The 17,218-nt window shown below is 55.1% G+C and carries 16 protein-coding genes and 1 other annotated feature; all 16 genes read left to right on the top strand.

Annotated features, from left to right (window positions below):
- The first annotated feature begins 96 nt into the window (after nucleotides 1-96).
- Nucleotides 97-921, top strand: coding sequence for a peptidoglycan editing factor PgeF (pgeF, locus tag GJ1_RS12365; protein WP_066232867.1), 825 nt, complete (start codon nucleotides 97-99; stop codon nucleotides 919-921).
- Complete coding sequence (locus GJ1_RS12360) at nucleotides 918-1,592, top strand: YggS family pyridoxal phosphate-dependent enzyme (RefSeq protein ID WP_066232862.1); 675 nt, start codon at nucleotides 918-920, stop codon at nucleotides 1,590-1,592. Before pgeF ends, GJ1_RS12360 begins: the two co-directional genes overlap by 4 nt.
- A 13-nt stretch (nucleotides 1,593-1,605) precedes the next feature.
- Nucleotides 1,606-2,034 carry a cell division protein SepF gene (locus GJ1_RS12355; RefSeq protein ID WP_066232859.1) on the top strand — a complete coding sequence of 143 codons (429 nt, stop codon included), beginning with the start codon at nucleotides 1,606-1,608 and terminating at the stop codon, nucleotides 2,032-2,034.
- Nucleotides 2,035-2,037: 3 nt separating this feature from the next.
- A complete protein-coding gene (locus tag GJ1_RS12350; protein ID WP_066232856.1) occupies nucleotides 2,038-2,310 on the top strand; it encodes a YggT family protein in 273 nt (90 codons plus the stop codon).
- A gap of 121 nt (nucleotides 2,311-2,431) precedes the next feature.
- Nucleotides 2,432-3,205 (top strand): YlmH family RNA-binding protein, encoded by a 774-nt coding sequence (locus GJ1_RS12345; RefSeq protein ID WP_066232851.1) that lies wholly within the window; start codon nucleotides 2,432-2,434, stop codon nucleotides 3,203-3,205.
- Between the two features lie 76 nt (nucleotides 3,206-3,281).
- Entirely contained in the window at nucleotides 3,282-3,794 is a 513-nt protein-coding gene (locus GJ1_RS12340) for a DivIVA domain-containing protein (RefSeq protein ID WP_157068388.1), read from the top strand.
- Between the two features lie 96 nt (nucleotides 3,795-3,890).
- Nucleotides 3,891-4,112 (top strand) — a binding site (T-box leader).
- A gap of 47 nt (nucleotides 4,113-4,159) precedes the next feature.
- The gene (gene ileS, locus GJ1_RS12335; protein WP_066232848.1) at nucleotides 4,160-6,934 is read left to right on the top strand and encodes an isoleucine--tRNA ligase; all 2,775 of its coding nucleotides are present in this window, start codon (nucleotides 4,160-4,162) and stop codon (nucleotides 6,932-6,934) included.
- Between the two features lie 594 nt (nucleotides 6,935-7,528).
- Nucleotides 7,529-9,547, top strand: a complete 2,019-nt coding sequence (locus GJ1_RS12325) for an ABC transporter permease (RefSeq protein WP_066232842.1) — start codon at nucleotides 7,529-7,531, stop codon at nucleotides 9,545-9,547.
- Nucleotides 9,531-10,397 (top strand): ATP-binding cassette domain-containing protein, encoded by an 867-nt coding sequence (locus tag GJ1_RS12320; RefSeq protein WP_066232839.1) that lies wholly within the window; start codon nucleotides 9,531-9,533, stop codon nucleotides 10,395-10,397. The genes GJ1_RS12325 and GJ1_RS12320 overlap by 17 nt, the downstream gene beginning before the upstream one ends.
- A complete protein-coding gene (locus GJ1_RS12315) occupies nucleotides 10,390-11,022 on the top strand; it encodes a hypothetical protein (protein WP_066232836.1) in 633 nt (210 codons plus the stop codon). Before GJ1_RS12320 ends, GJ1_RS12315 begins: the two co-directional genes overlap by 8 nt.
- Nucleotides 11,023-11,288: 266 nt before the next feature.
- Entirely contained in the window at nucleotides 11,289-11,780 is a 492-nt protein-coding gene (gene lspA / locus GJ1_RS12310; RefSeq protein WP_083509993.1) for a signal peptidase II, read from the top strand.
- Entirely contained in the window at nucleotides 11,781-12,695 is a 915-nt protein-coding gene (locus GJ1_RS12305) for an RluA family pseudouridine synthase (protein WP_066232830.1), read from the top strand.
- Nucleotides 12,696-12,886: 191 nt separating this feature from the next.
- Nucleotides 12,887-13,426, top strand: coding sequence for a bifunctional pyr operon transcriptional regulator/uracil phosphoribosyltransferase PyrR (gene pyrR, locus GJ1_RS12300; protein WP_044736169.1), 540 nt, complete (start codon nucleotides 12,887-12,889; stop codon nucleotides 13,424-13,426).
- 155 nt (nucleotides 13,427-13,581) lie between these two features.
- Nucleotides 13,582-14,880: a solute carrier family 23 protein gene (locus GJ1_RS12295; protein WP_066232828.1), complete on the top strand. Its 1,299-nt coding sequence runs from the start codon at nucleotides 13,582-13,584 to the stop codon at nucleotides 14,878-14,880.
- A gap of 162 nt (nucleotides 14,881-15,042) precedes the next feature.
- The gene (locus GJ1_RS12290) at nucleotides 15,043-15,969 is read left to right on the top strand and encodes an aspartate carbamoyltransferase catalytic subunit (RefSeq protein ID WP_044731787.1); all 927 of its coding nucleotides are present in this window, start codon (nucleotides 15,043-15,045) and stop codon (nucleotides 15,967-15,969) included.
- The gene (gene pyrC / locus GJ1_RS12285) at nucleotides 15,932-17,218 is read left to right on the top strand and encodes a dihydroorotase (RefSeq protein WP_066232823.1); all 1,287 of its coding nucleotides are present in this window, start codon (nucleotides 15,932-15,934) and stop codon (nucleotides 17,216-17,218) included. Before GJ1_RS12290 ends, pyrC begins: the two co-directional genes overlap by 38 nt.

Raw genomic sequence — 17,218 nt, 5'->3', positions numbered from 1 at the left:
CAAATCTTAAATAAAGGTTATCACGGACAAACAAACTATGATAAAATAGGAAAAAAAGTGATAAAAAACTGCAAAAACAGCGTGAGGTTGACGCGAATGCCGGACATTTTTCAAAAGGAAGCCCGCGGCTGGCTCCGCTGCGAGGCGCCTCCGTTTGCCGGAGCCGTCGCTGGATTGACGACGAAACACGGCGGGGAAAGCAAAGGACCGTTCGCCTCGCTCAATATGGGGCTGCATGTCGGCGACGATCGCACGGATGTCGTCAACAACCGCCGTCGCTTGGCGGAGTGGCTCGCGGTTCCGCTCGAGCAGTGGGTGTGTTGTGAGCAAGTGCACGGTGCTGACATTCGAAAAGTGACGAAAAACGAACGGGGGAACGGAGCGCAAGATTTTGCCACGGCGGTTCCAGGGGTCGACGGGTTGTATACGGACGAAGCGGGGGTGTTGCTCGCGCTTTGTTTCGCTGACTGCGTGCCTGTCTATTTTATAGCGCCATCAGCCGGCTTGGTCGGTCTTGCCCACGCCGGCTGGCGGGGGACGGCGGGCGGCATCGCCGGTAACATGGTGCGGCTTTGGCAAACATGTGAACACGTCGCGCCGAACGACATCTATGCCGTCATCGGACCGGCCATCGGTTCGTGCTGTTATACGGTTGACGACCGGGTCGTGGACGGTCTGCGCCCGACGCTTCCTTCGGAAAGCCTACCGCCATGGCGGGAAACAAGCCCGGGGCAATATGCGCTTGACTTAAAAGAGGCCAACCGGCTCCAGTTGATTTCAGCTGGTGTTCCGGACAGCCATATTTATGTGTCGGAGCGCTGTACAAGCTGTGAGGAATCGTTGTTTTTCTCCCACCGCCGCGACCGCGGGACGACCGGAAGGATGTTGGCGTTTATCGGCCGAAGGGAGGAGACGACATGACGGTGCGCGACAACTTGGCGGCTATTCGCCGGGAAATCGAAGCGGCCTGCGCCCGCGTCGGCCGGGATCCTGCCGGCGTGCGCATCGTGGCGGTCACAAAATATGTGGATGCCCAACGGGCGCTCGAAGTGCTTGACGCCGGCATTGGCGACCTTGGCGAGAACCGCTCTGACCAATTGATCGAAAAGCATAAACAGATCGGAAATCAAGCGACGTGGCATTTCATTGGGACGCTTCAGTCGCGCAAAGTAAAGGATATCATCGACAAAGTCGACTACATTCATTCGCTCGACCGTCTGTCGCTCGCAAAAGAAATCGAAAAGCGGGCGGTGCGGCCAGTGAAATGTTTTGTGCAAGTGAACGTATCGGGTGAAGCGACCAAACATGGGATCGCCCCAGAAGAAACGATCCCGTTCATTGAACAGCTTCGCGATTTTTCACGCATCGAAGTCGTCGGATTGATGACGATGGCGCCGCACACCGACGACGAAGCGATATTGCGCGCTTGCTTCCGTCAATTGCGGATGCTGAAAGAGCGTGTCGAGTCGCTGGGGATGGCCCATGCGCCATGCACCGAACTGTCAATGGGCATGTCAAACGATTACACAATCGCCATCGAGGAAGGGGCGACGTTTGTGCGCATTGGCAGCGCGCTTGTCGGATCATTGTAGGAGGTGAAACCGGATGGGGTTGATGAAAAAATTCCGCGATTATTTTTTAGAAGAAGACTACGAAGACTATGAGGAAGAATATGAAGCGTTGCAGCCGGAAGAGGAGGCGCCGCCGAAGACGGCGGGCAAGGCGAACGTCGTCAGCCTGCAAAGCGTGCAAAAATCGGCGAAAGTTGTGCTTGCTGAGCCGCGGGTGTATGCGGAGGCGCAGGAGATCGCCGACCATTTGAAAAGCCGACGCGCCGTCATCGTCAATTTGCAGCGCATCCAGCATGAGCAGGCGAAGCGGATCGTCGACTTTTTAAGCGGCACGGTGTACGCCATCGGCGGCGACATTCAGCAAGTCGGCACGAAAATTTTTTTATGCACCCCGGAAAATGTCGACGTCAGCGGCTCGATTTCGCTCGACGGCGAGGATGACAGACCGATGAAGAGGTGGTAGCCGTTGGATTATGTGCTCACATTTTTGACGACACTCATTCAAGTGTACTCGTATGCGCTGATCATTTACATTTTAATGTCGTGGGTTCCCAATGCGCGCGAAACGCGGTTCGGACAAATGCTTGCCGCCATTTGCGAGCCATATTTGGAACCGTTTCGGCGCGTCATTCCGCCGCTTGGCATTATTGACGTCTCCCCGATCGTCGCTTTTATTGTTCTTGAATTTGCGACAAGAGGGCTTCACGCGCTGTTTGATATTCTTGCGTCGCAGTTTTAGCCGCCGTTTTGCGTGCCGGCGGCGCTTGCTATGGTCGGACGGCAAGAGGCCAATGGGCGGGACTCGCAGGGAGGAATCCGTTGAGGGTTCCTTTCTTCCTATGAAAGCAAGGTGAAGTCGAGTGGAGCTGTATCAGCATTTTCGCAAAGAAGAGCATTCGTTCGTTGATCAAGTGCTCGAGTGGAAGGAGATGGTGAGCCGCCGGTACGCTCCTAAGCTGACCGATTTTCTTGATCCGCGCGAGCAGCAAATCGTACAAAGCATCGTCGGCGGTGCAGAGGAAGTGCGCGTGTTCTTTTTTGGCGGCACTCCGTTTGTTGAGCGAAAGCGGGCGTTTCTCGCCCCGCCATATATCGAGCCCGAGGAAGGGGATTATGGCATCGTGTTGTTTGCCGTCCGCTACCCGGCTAAATTCGTTTCCCTTGAACATCGAGACGTATTGGGGTCGCTCATGTCGCTCGGCTTGCGGCGCGGCAAGTTTGGCGACATTCTCGTTCAAGATGGAAAAATTCAATTTTTCACTGCCGCTGAAGTCGCCGACTATGTCCGCTTGCATGTGAAAACGATCGGCAAGGCGCCGGTCGCGCTTGAGCTGCTGCCGCTGACGGCCGCCATGCCATTTGCAGAAACATGGCAGGAAGAAACGGTCGTCGTTTCTTCTCTAAGGCTTGACGCTGTGCTCGCTCAGGCGTTTCGCCTTGCGCGCGAGAAAGCGCGTGCGCTTGTCGAAAGCGGGCTTGTCAAAGTGAACTGGAAGGTGGTGGACAAGCCCGACTTCGTCTGCGGACCGGGCGATGTGCTGTCGGCGCGCGGCTTTGGCCGCTGCAAGCTGTTTTCCGTGGAAGGGCCGACGAAAAAAGAGCGCTGGCTCGTCCGGATCGGCCGACAAAAATAAGCAAACGGCGGCAGGAAATCGGCAAACCGTGTCGAATGAAGGAAGAAAAGGAATGATGGAGACGGAGGTGGCCGTTGTGCCGTTGACGCCATTAGATATTCACAACAAGGAATTCAGCCGAGGGTTTCGCGGGTACGATGAAGACGAAGTGAACGAGTTTCTCGATCAAGTCATTAAAGATTATGAAATGCTCATCCGCGAAAAAAAGCAGTTGGAAGAAAAAGTAGCAGAACTGACGGAAAAGCTGAACTACTTTGCGAACATTGAAGAGACGCTCAATAAATCAATTCTCGTCGCCCAGGAAGCGGCGGAGGAAGTAAAGAGGAACGCGCAAAAAGAAGCGAAGCTCATCATTAAGGAAGCGGAGAAAAACGCGGAGCGCATTATCAGCGATGCGTTGGCGAAATCGCGGAAAATCGCCCTCGAGATCGAGGAGCTGAAGCGGCAGTCGAAAGTGTTCCGCACCCGTTTCCGCATGCTTGTCGAGGCGCAGCTCGATATGATCAACAGCCGCGATTGGGACGATTTGATGGAGTATGAAACGCCGGATTTGGAAGAAGGGGCGAAAGAGCCGCTGTCTCAGCCTTGACGAACCGAAGCTGCCTCATTTATAATAAATGGCAAAAATCGCCGCACCAGCCGCCATGGGCGGCGGTTGGCTTTTTGTGGATGGATAGCGAAATAGCCATCGACGATGAAAGGGACAGTAGCTCTTGAACGGCCGGTCGCAGCGAGCCGGGGACGGTGGAAGCCTGGCATCGGCGCAAGAGTGAACATCACCCTGGAGTTCCATGCCGAACATCAAGTAGGCCATGGCGCGTCATTCCCGTTACGAATGAAAAGTGGGCTGTGCGTCTTTTTGCATGGCCAAGAAGGGTGGTACCGCGAGACCGTTCTCGTCCCTTGCCGGGTGAGAACGGTTTTTTATTTGATACTCTAAGAGGAGGAGCAAGGATGGATTACAAAGAGACACTGCTCATGCCCAAGACGGAATTCCCGATGCGCGGCAACTTGCCGAAACGGGAGCCGGAAATGCAAAAAAAGTGGGAAGAAATGGACATTTACCGGAAAGTGCAGGAGCGGACGAAAGGGCGGCCGCTGTTTGTCCTGCATGACGGCCCGCCGTACGCCAACGGCGACATTCATATGGGCCATGCGTTGAACAAAATTTTAAAAGATATCATCGTCCGCTATAAATCGATGAGCGGCTATTGCGCGCCGTATGTGCCGGGCTGGGATACGCACGGTTTGCCGATCGAAACGGCGCTCACGAAACAAGGCGTCGACCGCAAATCGATGAGCGTCGCCGAGTTCCGTAAGCTGTGCGAGCAATACGCGTATGAACAAATCGACAACCAGCGCCGGCAGTTCAAGCGGCTCGGCGTGCGCGGCGACTGGGACAACCCGTACATTACGCTCAAGCCTGAGTATGAAGCCCAACAAATTAAAGTGTTTGGCGAAATGGCGAAAAAAGGGCTCATCTACAAAGGGTTGAAGCCGGTCTATTGGTCGCCGTCAAGCGAATCGGCGCTCGCCGAAGCGGAAATCGAATATAAAGACAAGCGCTCGCCGTCGATTTATGTCGCCTTCCCGGTGAAAGACGGCAAAGGCGTGCTTGAGGGGGACGAACGGATCGTCATTTGGACGACGACGCCGTGGACGATTCCGGCCAACTTGGCGATCGCCGTCCATCCGGAGTTGGACTACCATGTCGTCGAAGCTAACGGGCAAAAATACGTCGTCGCCGCTGCCCTTGTCGAGTCGGTGGCGAAAGAAGTCGGCTGGGACGCATGGTCGGTTGTGAAAACGATCAAAGGAACAGCGCTCGAGTATGTAGTGGCGAAACATCCGTTTTATGAGCGCGACTCGCTCGTCGTCTGCGGCGAACACGTCACGACCGACGCCGGCACGGGCTGCGTCCATACCGCGCCGGGGCATGGGGAAGACGACTTCCTTGTCGGACAAAAATATGGGCTTCCGGTTCTTTGCCCGGTCGATGAGCGCGGCTATATGACGAGCGAAGCGCCGGGGTTTGAAGGAATGTTTTACGAAGACGCCAACAAGGCGATTACACAGAAGCTTGAGGAAGCCGGCGCCTTGTTGAAGCTCGGCTTTATCACCCACTCGTATCCGCACGACTGGCGGACGAAACAGCCGACGATTTTCCGGGCGACGACGCAATGGTTTGCGTCGATCGATAAAATCCGGAACGAGCTGCTTCAAGCGATCAAAGAAACGAAATGGATTCCGGAATGGGGAGAAATCCGCATCCATAACATGGTGCGCGACCGCGGCGACTGGTGCATTTCCCGCCAACGGGCGTGGGGCGTGCCGATTCCGGTCTTTTACGGCGAAAACGGCGAACCGATCATCACCGATGAGACGATCGAGCATGTGTCGAACTTGTTCCGCCAATACGGATCAAACGTCTGGTTTGAGCGCGAGGCGAAAGACTTGCTGCCGGAAGGGTTCACCCATCCGTCAAGCCCGAACGGCATCTTTACGAAAGAAACGGACATTATGGACGTCTGGTTTGACTCCGGTTCGTCGCACCAAGCCGTGTTGGTCGAACGCGACGATCTCGTGCGTCCGGCTGATTTGTACTTAGAGGGGTCTGACCAATACCGCGGCTGGTTCAACTCATCGCTGTCCACCGCCGTTGCGGTCACTGGAAAAGCGCCGTATAAAGGCGTGTTGAGCCACGGCTTTGTCTTGGACGGCGAAGGGCGGAAAATGAGCAAATCGCTCGGCAACGTCGTCGTGCCGGCCAAAGTGATGGAACAGTTCGGCGCCGACATTTTGCGGCTTTGGGTCGCTTCGGTCGACTATCAAGCGGACGTGCGCATCTCCGATCATATTTTAAAACAAGTGTCGGAAGTGTACCGGAAAATCCGCAATACGTTCCGGTTTATGCTCGGCAACTTGTTTGATTTCGACCCGAACAAAAACGCGGTGCCGGTTGGGGAGCTTGGCGAAGTCGACCGCTACATGCTGGCGAAACTGAACAAGCTGATCGTCAAGGTGAAAAAAGCGTATGACAGTTACGATTTCGCCGCTGTTTATCATGAGATGAACCATTTCTGCACCGTTGAGCTGAGCGCGTTTTACTTGGATATGGCGAAAGATATTTTGTACATCGAAGCGGCCAATTCCCGCGCCCGCCGTGCGGTGCAGACCGTATTGTATGAAACGGTCGTTGCATTGGCGAAGTTGATCGCGCCGATTTTGCCGCATACGGCTGATGAAGTGTGGGAGCACATCCCGAACCGAAAAGAACAGGTCGAAAGCATCCAGCTCACCGATATGCCAGAACCGATCGCGATCGACGGCGAAGAAGCGCTGCTTGCGAAATGGGATGCGTTTATGGACGTGCGCGATGACATTTTAAAAGCGCTTGAGAATGCCCGCAATGAAAAAGTGATCGGCAAATCGCTGACCGCGAGCGTCACGGTCTACCCGAAAGACGAGGCGCGGAAGCTGTTGGCGTCGCTTGATGCCGACTTGCGCCAGCTTCTCATCGTTTCCGCGTTTTCCGTTGCGGATGAACCGTATGACGCCGCGCCGGCCGAAGCCGAGCGGCTCGATCACGTGGCCGTCCTCGTCCGCCCGGCGGAAGGCGAGACGTGCGAACGGTGCTGGACGGTGACGAAAGAAGTCGGCGCCGATCCGTCGCATCCAACGCTTTGCCCGCGCTGCGCACATATCGTGAATGAACATTATTCCGCGTAACGAAAAGCGGCAGGCTGCCTTGGGGCGGCCTTGCCGCTTGCTTTTGGTGGAGGAAAGAAAAAACCCAAAACGATGGTGTAAAAAACGCAAAGGGATCAGGGTGGTTGTTTTTGTCAAGAAAAAGTGCAGAATGTTGCAGTGTATAAATTCAATTCTGTAGTTGAATCAATTCTATAGTTGAACCAATTCTGTCAAACTCCGTGTCTCATGAGCCTCCGTCGCATTTACTCCATCATCTTCGACCACACGTTTGCTTAAAATCATGATGTTTATAGCGCAATTTTCCTATTATTTGTGAATATACTGTGAATTTCCATGTAAAAGGTTGACATCTTCTTTTTTTTTTATAATGCCATTGAATTTTACAAACATTTCAAATTCATGATTAGAGAGGGCATTCCATATGAAATGGGTGTTCATTTCAAGAATGGCGTCCCGCTTAAAAGCAGAAGCTAGTTTCATATTCGTATTTTCTGGGGTTTTGATGTTTGTTTGCCTCAATCCCCATACCATCAATCCAGCGGAGTGGATCTTATATACGAAATACTTGGTTCCGATTTGTCAACTTCTCAGAAAGAAAGCGGTTGATCGGCGATGAGGTGGAAATGGCTGTTTGTTTTTTATTGGAAACGATTGTTGAAAAGCAAGTTATACATTGGTGCTAGTTTCTCGTTTTTTCTTTTGCTGGCCGTACGGTTTACACTATTTTTTACCGATCCGTACAATATGGAGAGTTATGGGGATATCCCTCATGAAGTGTTCATGCTTGTTCAAATCGTTTCGCTCTTTTACATCGTGTGGTTCTACCTTCTCTACTCCAACGAACTTCGTTACGGCGTTTCGTCATGGTTCGCCGACGGCTACCGGATTCTGCTGGAGAAAATGAGCGCCTTGCTTGCGGTTCATGCGCTGTGCCAAGGGATCATGCTGATGATGAGCTGCGGCGTTTTTTCACTCGTGTATCTCTTCGTTGGGGTGGAGCCTTCGGATCTGTATTTGTCGCTGCTTCGGTTTCTCGCCGTCTATCAGTTTGGACCGCTCGTGCTCACCGTCCTGTACGGCGTCATCATCGCACTGCTGTTGGAAACGAAAAAGGTCAGTTTTTTCGCTATTTTGCTTGTGTGGATCCTGACCGGACCGATGACGACGGAGCTGTTCATCGATCTGTCCGAAACTGTTCATGCCCGCGACTGGGCGTCGCTGCTGTTTATCGGAAAACACGCGATTCAACGAGCGTATGATTCCTACATCGGGTTTGAGGTCGACCGCGGCGGGGAATGGAAATGGGCCGCGTGGTTTCTTTCCCTTGTCGGGTTGGCGTTGTTGTCGTCGATCCGCTTTACGCAGACGAGAAAGGAGCGAAACGCCGTCTTGAAAGCATTTCTCGTCTTCCCGTTTCTGATCGTCCTAACCGCCTACCACTCCTTGCAAACGAACACCAAGGCGTTCACTCGGGCCGATCAGACGACCGAACTCGAGGAATACCGCCAGATGAAACAAGAGACGAAAGCCGATTTGCGCTACCGTATCCAGTCGTATGACCTTTCCTTGCATGGATCGCGTGCGGTCGTGCGCGTGGCCTTGTCCCAGTTGGAAACGAACCGGCCCACGTTTCAACTGTACCATTTGTATCCGCTCCACTCGATTGAAGCGGACCATCAGCCCGTCAAGTTTACGAGAAACGGCGATCTCGTGACCGTGTGGCTGCCGAAACGCACCTCGACGCTCACCTTTTCCTATGAGATCGTCGATACGGCGCTCATTCCGTACACCAACGGCCGCATCGTCCTGTTGGCGGATCGGGCGTGGTATCCGAAAAGGAGGGCTTCGCACATGTATCGGACTTATGAATATCGGGTGGCGGGGATGACAGTTTGGGATGGGGCGTTCACCGATCAATTCTTTCCGAATGAAACGTACACCTTTACCTTAAACGTGGACGGCGATGTGCTGTTTTGCAATGTGCCAAAGCGTGGAAAGGGTTACCAAGGGAAAGCGCAAGCGGTCACCTTGATCAAAGGGCAAGGGCATCAACTCGTCGATCAAGGATATGAGATCACCTACCCGGCCGATTGGCCGCACATGGCGGAACGGGCGCCGACGGTCATCCGCCAGATGGAAAAAACATTCCGTCATGTACAACAAATCGCATCAACGGCGGTTTCATCGTTGCCGAACAAGATTGTCTTCTCTAGTTTCGGACTGTCCTCGTTTCTCGCAAACGATCATCTTGTATATAACACAGATGACTTATATGGGATCGATCAATATATTATGGAACAAAATTTTTACGAAAAAATACTTCGGCTTTCCGTACCGCCGAAAGGATCGCGGATCATGTACAACGAGTGGATTTCGCTGGCCACCCGCTGGCTGATGCAAAAACAAGGCCTTTTGGTGATCGACTGGAGCTCCAAAAGCGAGTGGTTCGAGTCGCAGCCGTCATCCGTCAAGAAGCAAATTGAAGCCATTTATCAAGCGTTTCAGCCGCTGGATGTCGACCAAAAACAACAATGTTTGCGGACATGGTATGCGAACATGGACGACGGTTGGACATGGGACCGCATCTTTGAGATGATGCAGGAGGTGAACGGCGTTGGCGGTCGTCATTGAAGGATTGACGAAAATCGTGAAAAAGAAGCCGATTTTATCCGATGTCTCTCTCACCCTCTCCGGCGTGTACGGCTTGCTGGGGCCAAACGGCGCCGGCAAGACGACGTTGATGCGCATTGTGGCCGGACTGTTGGAGTTCAATGCCGGACGGGTGTCGCTCGGAGACGAGCCGATCAGCACCGGCACGAGGGTGAAGCGGGTGAACGAGATCGGCTATTTGCCGCAAGAGTTTATGATGTACCCGGAGCTGACGATGTATGAAGTGCTTGAGCATCTCGCCGTCTTGCAAGGTGAACATCCCGCCGCCTGCCGATCCAAAATCGAGAAGGTCATCGAACAAGTCAACTTGTCTTCGCACATCAACAAAAAAATGCGCGAGCTGTCCGGCGGCATGCGGCGGCGGGTGGGCATTGCCATGCTGCTGCTTCGGGAGCCGTCCATCCTCCTGTTTGATGAGCCGACGGCCGGGCTTGACATCCGCGAGCGCGTGCGGTTTCGCAATTTGTTGAAGCGGCTGGGGCACGATCATACGATCGTCATCTCTTCGCACCTTGTCGAGGACATTGAATTTTTGTGCACGAAAATCGGGGTGTTGGACCGCGGCATGGTGCTGTTTGAAGGCAGCCCGGACGAGCTCAAGCAAAAAGCCGCTCCTTATACGTATGAGTTGGACGTGCCATTTGAGGAGCTTGACTCGGTCATGGCCGCCAACGAAGTCGTCCAAATGAGCGAAGAGCCTTCCCACGTCGTCGTGCGCGTCTTGTCCGAAGAACCCATCGGCCGGCCTGTCGCCCCGCGGCTGATGGACGGATATTTGGCGTTGTTGAAAGAGGCGGAAGCGCATGGATAAAAAAACGATCGCCCATCATTTTTCTTTTGACCGCCGCTTGCTCGGCCGATTGTACTGGTTTCCGTTTCTCGTCTACGGGCTGTGCGTCGGGTTGATGGGGATCTTGTCCGCCCGCTCCGACGAACCGTTTTTGCCGTACACCGTCATCCAAGGCATGGCCGTGCCGATCGCCGGATGGCATCTCGTCTTTTTGTACCGCCATTTGTACGACGAAGGGGCGAAAGAAGCGCTGTTATGGCATTACCGGAAAGCGGTCGTCTTCGACTTGGTTCGCTATGCTGTTTTGCATGGGGGATGCATCGTTCTTCTTGTCGCGGCGGTCATATGGATTCATGGAACGATGTTTCTCACCGCACCCGTGTTGGTGCACCTGTTTCTGCTGTTTTCGTTTTACCAGTTGATTGGGCTTGCCTTGTTAGGCGTCTTTGGCAGCCTGGATGTCGCCTTGTCGGTCATCTCGGTCTATACCTTTATGGAAGTCGCGACGCAAGGAACGTTCATGCCGTGGCCGCATCTGTTTTTGTTTCAAGCGCCGGCCGATTCGCTGTCCCTCCTTCTCCCCATGATGTGGCTGGGGGCGGGCATTGTGATCGCCGCCATTTTGATTGGACGGGAGTTTTGGTAAACGAATTGGAAGCCATCGGCTGAATGTGGGAATGGGGAGCTTCTATGGAACGATGTCCGTTCGTTTAGTGCACCCGGCCGCACACTCCTCTTGCCGCTTCCATGGTCAGGAAGTGGGAAGTCGTTTCTCCTTTTTATCATGGCTAATTGAGATGGCCGCCGTAAATCGAAAAATCGAAAAAAGCTCTCCATAAAGTCTTGACTGACTCCTTTTTGCCGCTTCATTTGTTTGCCATGGCGAATTATGCTACAATGCAAAAAGGATGAATGAGAAGGACAGGGGGACTTGGCACGGTGGCATACTATTGGATTGCGGCGGCGGTCGTCATCCTCGATCAATGGACGAAATGGCTTGTCGTCCGCTATATGCGGCTTGGGGAAAGCATCCCGATCATTGACAATGTGCTTTATATTACGTCGCACCGCAATCGCGGCGCGGCGTGGGGCATGCTCGAAGGGCAGTTTTGGCTCTTTTATTTGATTACGGTGATTGTCGTGGCGGCGATCGTGATCTACATCCGCCGCCTGAAGCCTTCTGAACGCCTGGCGGGCGTAGGGCTTGGGCTGATGCTCGGCGGGGCGGTCGGCAACTTTATCGACCGTGTGTTCCGGAAAGAAGTGGTTGACTTTATCCATACGTATATTGGCACGTACAGTTTTCCGGTGTTCAATGTCGCCGATTCGGCGCTGACGGTCGGCGTCATCTTGTTGTTTGTCCATATGTTTTTTTTCGCGACATCAGAGAAAGGGAATGAGTAGATGGACACGATCACGTTTCACATCGAAGACGAATATGACGGCGAACGAATTGATAAAGTGATCGCGGCGCTTAATGAGGAATGGTCGCGTTCGCAAGTGCAGCAATGGATCAAAAACGGGCTTGTGACCGTGAACGGCCATACGGTGAAAGCGAACTACAAATGCGAAGCGGGCGACGCCGTCGCCGTTTCGCCCCCGGAGCCGGAGCCGCTCGAGGTCGAGCCGGAGCCGATTCCGTTGGACATTTATTACGAAGATGAAGACGTTCTTGTCGTCAACAAACCGCGCGGCATGGTCGTCCATCCGGCGCCGGGGCATATGCGCGGCACGCTCGTGAACGCGCTTCTCGCCCATTGCCGCGACCTCTCGGGCATTAACGGCGTGCTTCGCCCGGGCATCGTCCATCGGATCGACAAAGATACGTCCGGATTGCTCATGGTGGCGAAAAACGACGCCGCCCATCGCTCGCTCGTCGAGCAGCTCGTCCACAAAACGGTGACGCGCCGCTACAAGGCGATCGTCCACGGCGTCATTCCGCACGATTACGGCACGATCGACGCGCCGATCGGCCGGGACAAACGCGATCGAAAGAAAATGGCCGTCACTGAGGAAAACGGCAAGGAAGCCGTCACCCATTTCCGCGTGCTCGAGCGGTTCCGCCGCTATACGTATGTCGAATGCCAGCTCGAAACGGGACGGACGCACCAAATTCGCGTCCATATGAAATACATCGGCTACCCTCTTGCCGGGGATCCGCAATACGGGCCGAAAAAGACGCTCCCGATTGATGGCCAGGCGCTGCACGCCGGCGTTCTTGGATTCCATCATCCGCGCACCGGCGAGTATTTGGAATTTGAAGCACCGTTGCCGCCGGAGTTTGCCGAATTGCTTGACTGGCTGCGAAAAAACGATTGACAAACGGAGCCGCTCGCTTTACAATGAAACCAAGTGAACAGAACCTTTAAGTTCAGTCCTGTGAGGCTGAAAAGGGGTCGGATTCAACAAACAACATCGCGGCGCATGCCCGTTTGATGTCTGCGGCGATCAACCCGCCATCCCCCGCTTCACAGGCGGGGGATTTTTTTGCGCCAACGGAGGTGGCTCGCATGCAAAAAGCGGTCGTGATGGACGAACAGGCGATTCGCCGCGCTTTGACGCGCATCGCCCACGAAATCATCGAACGAAACAAAGGCATTGACGGCTGCGTGCTTGTCGGGATTAAAACGCGCGGCATTTACTTGGCGCGCCGCCTGGCGGAGCGGATCGAGCAAATTGAAGGAGCGTCCGTTCCCGTCGGCGAGCTTGACATCACCTTGTACCGCGACGATTTGACCGTGAAGACGGACGACCATGAACCGCTTGTGAAAGGAACGAATGTGCCGTTTCCGGTGACCGAGCGGAACGTCGTTTTGGTTGATGATGTGCTCTTCACCGGCCGGACGGTGCGGGCGGCGATGGATGCGGTGATGGATTTGGGCCGCCCGGCGCGCATCCAGCTTGCGGTGCTTGTCGACCGCGGCCATAGGGAACTCCCGATCCGCGCCGATTTTGTCGGCAAAAATGTGCCGACTTCCCGTTCGGAACTTATTGTCGTTGAGCTGACGGAAGTGGACGGCATCGATCAAGTCTCCATTCATGAAAAATAGCGAAGCACCCTTTTAAGCGCAGTCCCGTGAGGCTGCAAAAGGGGCGGAATCGTTTCGGCTGTTTCTGCACCCTCTTTGCGCCTTCATGGGCAAAGAGGGTTTTTTGTGCACACTAGACAGTAAGTTCGCTCATTTGATCAAAGGAGTGACGAAAGATGAACAAACCGGTGTTGGACATTCAAGACCGCCCGACCGTTGGGCAATGGATCACATTAAGCCTTCAGCATTTATTCGCCATGTTTGGCGCGACGATTTTAGTGCCGTACTTAGTCGGGTTGGACCCGTCGATCGCCTTGCTCACAAGCGGGCTTGGAACGCTTGCGTTTTTGATCATTACGAAATGGCAAGTGCCGGCGTATCTTGGTTCGTCGTTCGCCTACATTGCGCCGATCATCGCGGCGAAAACGGCTGGCGGCCCGGGAGCGGCGATGATCGGCAGCTTTCTTGCGGGGTTGGTGTACGGGGTTGTCGCCCTCATCATTAAAAAAGCGGGCTACCGCTGGGTGATGAAGCTGCTGCCCCCGGTTGTGGTCGGCCCGGTCATCATCGTCATCGGCCTCGGCCTAGCCGGCACGGCGGTCGGGATGGCGATGAACGGCCCGGACGGCAAATACAGCCTGCTCCATTTCTCAGTGGCGCTCGTGACGCTCGCCGCCACGATCGTCTGCTCGGTATTGGCGCGCGGCATGTTGAGCCTCATTCCGGTGCTTGTCGGCATCGTGGTCGGTTACCTCTACGCGCTGGCCGTCGGACTGGTTGACTTGTCAAAAGTGGCGGCGGCGAAATGGTTGGAATGGCCGGATTTCCTCATCCCGTTTGCCGACTATCCGGTGCGCGTCACGTGGGAGATCGTCATGCTCATGGTTCCGGTCGCCATCGTCACCTTGTCGGAGCATATCGGCCACCAGCTTGTGTTAAGCAAAGTCGTCGGCCGCGACCTTATTCAAAAGCCGGGATTGCATCGCTCGATTTTAGGGGACGGAACGGCGACGATGATTTCCGCCTTGCTCGGCGGCCCGCCGAAAACGACGTACGGGGAAAACATCGGCGTGCTGGCGATCACCCGCGTCTACAGTGTCTACGTGCTGGCCGGCGCGGCGGTGATCGCCATCGCTTTCGGCTTCGTCGGCAAAATCACGGCGCTGATCAGCTCGATTCCGACGCCGGTCATGGGCGGTGTGTCGATCTTGCTGTTTGGCATCATCGCCTCGTCCGGACTGCGCATGTTGATCGACAGCCGCGTCGATTTCGGCCAGACGCGCAATTTAGTCATCGCCTCGGTCATCTTGGTCATCGGCATCGGCGGCGCCGTGCTGAAAATCAGCGAGAGCTTCCAAATCACCGGGATGGCGCTCTCCGCGATTGTCGGCGTCCTCCTCAACTTGATGTTGCCGGGGCGTCCGCAAGCGGCGGAAAACCTATTTGAAGAAAACAGCAGCGACCATGTCGCCTAATCGAAAAGCACCTTTTAATTAAGTCCCGCGAGGCTTAAAAAGGTGTGAAAACAGGCGCATCCAGGGCCGGAGTCTACCCTCGGCCCTGCCGTGCGCCGACCGTCACACCTTGCCTCATCGGCAAGGTGTTTTTTTGTAAAAAAGGAAAAGGGAGCGAGACCGATGACCCATCTTTTCACGTTAAGCGAACTGCCGCTCGATGAAATCAACCGTTTGCTCGATGAAGCGGAAGCGTTCCGCAACGGGCGCATTTGGCGTCCGGCAGCGCCGATGTACGTCGCCAACTTGTTTTTCGAACCGAGCACGCGCACGAAATGCAGCTTCGAGATGGCGGAACGGAAACTTGGGCTTCATGTCATTCCGTTTGACCCGGAACGCTCGAGCGTGCAAAAAGGGGAGACACTGTATGACACCGTCCGCACACTTGAGGCAATCGGTGTCGATGCCGTTGTCATCCGCCATCACGAAGATGCTTATTTCGAAGCGCTCCGCCATGCGGTCGGCATCGCGATCATTAACGCTGGCGACGGCTGCGGACACCATCCGACCCAATCGCTTTTGGATTTATTGACGATCCGCCAAGAGTTTGGCGCCTTCACCGGCTTGACGGTGGCGATCATCGGCGACATCCGCCATAGCCGCGTCGCCCGCTCGAATGCGGAAGTGTTGACAAGGTTGGGGGCAAACGTCCTGTTTTCCGGACCGGCAGAGTGGAAAGATGAAACGAATCCGTATGGGACGTACGTCGAAGTCGATGAGGCCATCGCCCGCGCCGATGTCGTGATGTTGCTGCGCATCCAGCACGAGCGCCACGCCGAAGCGATGGGGTTGACGAAAGAAGAGTACCATGTGCGGTACGGGCTGACGCTCGAGCGGGCGCGGCGGATGAAACCGGGCGCCATCATCTTGCACCCGGCGCCGGTCAACCGCGGGGTCGAAATTGCGAGCGAGCTTGTTGAAGCGAAGGCGTCGCGCATTTTTAAACAAATGGAAAACGGCGTTTATGTACGCATGGCCGTCTTAAAACGGGCAATGGAAGGGAGAATGAAACATGGCCGTCTGGTTGAAAAATGGCATGTCGTTCAATGAAGATGGGGAATTGGTGCGGACACATATCAAAATCGAACGCGGGAACATTGCGTCGATCCGCTATGAACAGCCACTAGAAGCGGATGGGGAGGACGTCATCGATGTTGGCGGCCGTCTCATCGTTCCTGGCTTGATTGACTTGCACGTCCATTTGCGCGAGCCGGGCGGTGAAGCGAAAGAAACGATCGAAACGGGCACGCTCGCCGCGGCGAAAGGCGGTTTTACGACGGTCGCCGCCATGCCGAACACGAACCCGGTGCCGGACCGAAAAGAGCAGATGGAATGGCTGCAAAAACGCATCCGCGAAACGGCGCATGTCAATGTGCTCCCTTATGCAGCGATTACCATTGGGCAAAAGGGAGAAGAGCTGACCGATTTTGCCGCCTTAAAAGCGGCGGGGGCATTCGCCTTTACCGATGACGGCTTCGGCGTCCAGTCGGCTGGGATGATGTTCGAAGCGATGAAACAGGCCGCGGCGCTCGATATGGCGATCGTCGCCCATTGCGAGGATGACACGCTGAAAAACGGCGGAGCGGTGCATGACGGCGATTTCGCCCGCCGATATGGCCTCGCCGGCATTCCGTCTGTGTGCGAGGCGGTGCACATCGCCCGCGACGTCTTGCTCGCTGAAGCAACCGGCTGCCATTATCACGTCTGCCACATCAGCACGAAAGAGTCGGTGCGCGTCGTCCGTGACGCGAAGCGGGCTGGCATCCGCGTCACCGCCGAAGTGACGCCGCATCATCTGCTCTTGTGCGACGAAGACATTCCGGGTTTGGATGCGAACTATAAAATGAACCCGCCGCTGCGCAGCCGTGAGGATCGCGAAGCGCTCATGGAAGGGCTGCTCGACGGCACGATCGATTTTATCGCCACGGATCATGCGCCGCATACAGCCGCGGAAAAAGCGAAAGGCATCGAGGCGGCGCCGTTTGGCATCGTTGGGTTGGAGACCGCGTTTCCGCTCTTGTATACGCATTTTGTCAAAACTGGCGTGTTTACATTAAAGCAGCTCGTCGATTGGCTGACGATCAAGCCGGCGCAATGTTTCGGCCTCAATGCCGGGCGGCTTGCCGTCGGCGCGCCGGCTGATATTGCGGTCATTGATTTGGAAGCAGAAGAAGCGATTGACCCGGAGACGTTTGCGTCCAAAGGAAAAAATACACCGTTTGCCGGCTGGGCGTGCCAAGGCTGGCCGGTGATGACGTTCGTCGGCGGAACACTCGTATGGGAGAAAGGAAGGGCGTAA

Source organism: Geobacillus jurassicus NBRC 107829, from assembly GCF_001544315.1.
GTDB lineage: Bacteria > Bacillota > Bacilli > Bacillales > Anoxybacillaceae > Geobacillus > Geobacillus jurassicus.
This window is presented reverse-complemented; position numbering and strand designations above follow the sequence as displayed.

Coding starts and splice junctions, on each gene's coding strand:
- GJ1_RS12290 (WP_044731787.1), top strand. CDS start 15,043: ATGACCCATCTTTTCACGTTAAGCGAACTGCCGCTCGATGAAATCAAC.
- GJ1_RS12315 (WP_066232836.1), top strand. CDS start 10,390: ATGGATAAAAAAACGATCGCCCATCATTTTTCTTTTGACCGCCGCTTG.
- lspA (WP_083509993.1), top strand. CDS start 11,289: ATGAGAAGGACAGGGGGACTTGGCACGGTGGCATACTATTGGATTGCG.
- GJ1_RS12355 (WP_066232859.1), top strand. CDS start 1,606: ATGGGGTTGATGAAAAAATTCCGCGATTATTTTTTAGAAGAAGACTAC.
- GJ1_RS12295 (WP_066232828.1), top strand. CDS start 13,582: ATGAACAAACCGGTGTTGGACATTCAAGACCGCCCGACCGTTGGGCAA.
- pyrR (WP_044736169.1), top strand. CDS start 12,887: ATGCAAAAAGCGGTCGTGATGGACGAACAGGCGATTCGCCGCGCTTTG.
- GJ1_RS12325 (WP_066232842.1), top strand. CDS start 7,529: ATGAGGTGGAAATGGCTGTTTGTTTTTTATTGGAAACGATTGTTGAAA.
- GJ1_RS12305 (WP_066232830.1), top strand. CDS start 11,781: ATGGACACGATCACGTTTCACATCGAAGACGAATATGACGGCGAACGA.
- ileS (WP_066232848.1), top strand. CDS start 4,160: ATGGATTACAAAGAGACACTGCTCATGCCCAAGACGGAATTCCCGATG.
- GJ1_RS12360 (WP_066232862.1), top strand. CDS start 918: ATGACGGTGCGCGACAACTTGGCGGCTATTCGCCGGGAAATCGAAGCG.
- pyrC (WP_066232823.1), top strand. CDS start 15,932: ATGGCCGTCTGGTTGAAAAATGGCATGTCGTTCAATGAAGATGGGGAA.
- pgeF (WP_066232867.1), top strand. CDS start 97: ATGCCGGACATTTTTCAAAAGGAAGCCCGCGGCTGGCTCCGCTGCGAG.